General features: G+C 76.7%; 2 protein-coding genes. One reads left to right on the top strand and one right to left on the bottom strand.

What is annotated here, in order from left to right; genetic code table 11:
* A partial coding sequence (locus KBX39_RS28830; protein WP_210873555.1) for a hypothetical protein occupies positions 1-1,093 on the bottom strand: 1,093 nt, incomplete at its 3' end.
* 397 nt (positions 1,094-1,490) lie between these two features.
* Here KBX39_RS28830 and KBX39_RS28825 point away from each other — a divergent pair.
* Positions 1,491-2,493: AAA family ATPase (locus KBX39_RS28825; RefSeq protein WP_210873554.1), on the top strand; the 1,003-nt coding region annotated here is incomplete at its 3' end.

The following is a 2,493-nucleotide window of genomic DNA, read 5'->3' as shown; positions in this document are numbered from 1 at the left end:
TGTGAGGCGGCCGGTGCGCGGCCGTCGGCTGCTCGCGGCTGGCGTGGCGGCGTTGCTGGCGGTGACCGGCTGCGGCGGCCCCACGCCCGGCCCGGCCGACGCGGCCGACGACGGGCAGCCCCGGTACGGGCAGGCGCCGGCGCCCGGGAAGGACGTCACGCTGCAACCGGACGTGGTGCTGGTCGGCGGCGGCAGCCGCACCGTGCGGTCGGTGAGCCCGGACGGGCTGACCTGGCGGCTCGACCCCGGCGCGCGCGACGCCGACCGGCTCGCGCCCGGCCGGGTCATGTTCCTCACCGGGCGCGGCGTGGGCCGGGTGCTCGACCTGGCCGAGGAAGGCGGCGACCTGGTCGTCACGATCGGCCCGGTCACACTCACCGAGGTGATCCGCGACGGCACGTTCGGCGGGGACGACGTCACCCTCGACCAGCCGACCGTCTACGTAGCAGGCGAGCCGTCGTGGACCCGGGACGCCGCGGCGGCCGGCGGCACGCTCGGCCGATCCCGGCCGCTCGCCGTCGCGCCCGCGCAGCCGCCGCCCGCGCCGGGCGGGCAGGCCGCCGCGAGCGCCCACGGCTACCGGGTACGGACGTTCTGCTGCGCCGGTGGCGTCGGCACGCACTTCACGTACGACGACGGCGGCGTCCGGCTCGCCGGCACCGTCACGCTCACAGTCGGCCGCCCGGCCGCGTCGTTCCACCTGGCCATCGGCGCGGGCAAGGTGACCCGGGCCGAGCTGGAGATCGGCGGTGGCTTCGGCATCAAGGTGGACTTCACCGCCGGCGTCGACGGCGGGCAGAACCACCGCAGGACGTTCCCGGTCCCGGTCGACATCGCGTTCCCGATCGGGCTGGTCGCCGGCCTGCCGCTGTCGTTCACGGTGAGCCAGACGCTGGAGGTGGCCACCGCGTTCGGCGCGAAACTGGGCACGTTCCGCGGCTCCGGCGAGTACGCCCTGGCCGGCAAGCTCGGGTTCGGCTACGCAAACGGCCAGGTGGGGTCGCGCGTGACGGAGGGCTTCGCGCGCCGGGTGAGCCTGCTCGACTCGCTCACCGGCGTGCCGGTCGGCGTGATGGGGCTGGTCGTCCGGCACGGCGTGCGGTTCACCATGGGGATCAGCGCGTTCCTGTTCACCGCCGGCATCTGGTTCGAGCTGGTCACCTCGTACGGGGCCACGATCGGGTCCGCGCTCGGCGCCCCGTACGCGGTGTGCCGGGGCGTCGGCCTCGGCGTACGGGCGAGGTTCGGCATCGGCTACCGCATCCTGGAACCCGTCGTCCAAGTGATCAACAAGTTCCTCAGCCTGCTCAGCCCGTCCCGGGCGCCCCGGATCCCGCCGATCGCGGCGACCAGCGGGCCGAGTTGGAGCGCCGACGTACCGCCGCTACCGCAACCAGGAGGTGATCCCGCCCGTCTCGATATGCGGACAGGTTCCGGGCTAGGCCGCGCCGACGCTGGGTTCGGGGGCGCGGCTGTGCCACCATCCCGCCATGGACGCCGCACTGGTCGGCCGCGACGCGGTCGTCGAGCGGGTGTGGCGCGCCCTGGCGGCGGGCACTCCGGTGCTCCTCGACGGTCCCAGCGGCATCGGCAAGACGACGCTGTGGCGAGCAGTGCTCGACCACGCCCGGCGCACCGGCTGGCGGGTGCTGTCCGCCGCGCCCACCGAGGCCGAGAGCGCGTTGCCGTACGCGGCGCTGGCCGACGTGCTGCGCCCGCTGGCCGACGCGCTACCGGGGCTGCCGGCGCCGCAACGCGCGGCGGCCGACATGGTGCTCCTGACCGGCGAGCACGACGGCGCGGCGGTCGACGAACGGGCAGTGGGCGCCGCCACCCGCACCCTGCTCGACGCGGCGGTCACGGACGCGCCCCGGCTCCTGCTCGCCGTCGACGACCCGCAGTGGCTGGACCTGCCGAGCGCCCGGGCGCTGCGGTTCGCGCTGCGCCGGCTGTCCCGGTGGCCCGCCGTCCTGGCCACCCACCGCACCGGCGAGACCCCGGCGACGCCGGTGCCGCTCGGGCTGGACGACGACCCGACCGGCCGGCACCCGCTGCTGCGCGCCGACGTACCGCCGCTGCCCGCGCCCGACCTGCACCGCATCCTTCAGGCCCGCCTCGGCGGCACGCTCAGCCGCCCGCTGGTCGAGCGGCTGGCACGCGACGCCGACGGCAACCCGCTGCTCGCCGTCGAACTGGCCCGGGCGGTGCTGCGGCTGCCCCGCCCACCCGCGCACGACGAGGACCTGCCCGTACCGTCGTCGCTGCGCCGGCTGCTCGCCGAGACGCTGCGGGCGCTGCCCGGCCCGAGCCGGGAGGCGGTCCGGCTGGCCGCGCTGCTGACCGTGCCGGACATGCGGGACCTGACGGCGGCGGGCATGCCGCCCGGCGCGCTGGACGCGGCGGAGGACGCCGGGCTGGTCGTGGTCACGCCGAGCCGGATCAGCTTCGCCCACCCCCGGTACGCCGCGGCGGTCCGGGAGAGCATCCCGCCGG

Source organism: Micromonospora sp. D75 (assembly GCF_018070405.1).
Lineage (GTDB): Bacteria > Actinomycetota > Actinomycetes > Mycobacteriales > Micromonosporaceae > Micromonospora > Micromonospora chalcea.
Note: the sequence above shows the minus strand (reverse complement) of the source record. Positions and strands in the feature narration are given on the sequence as shown.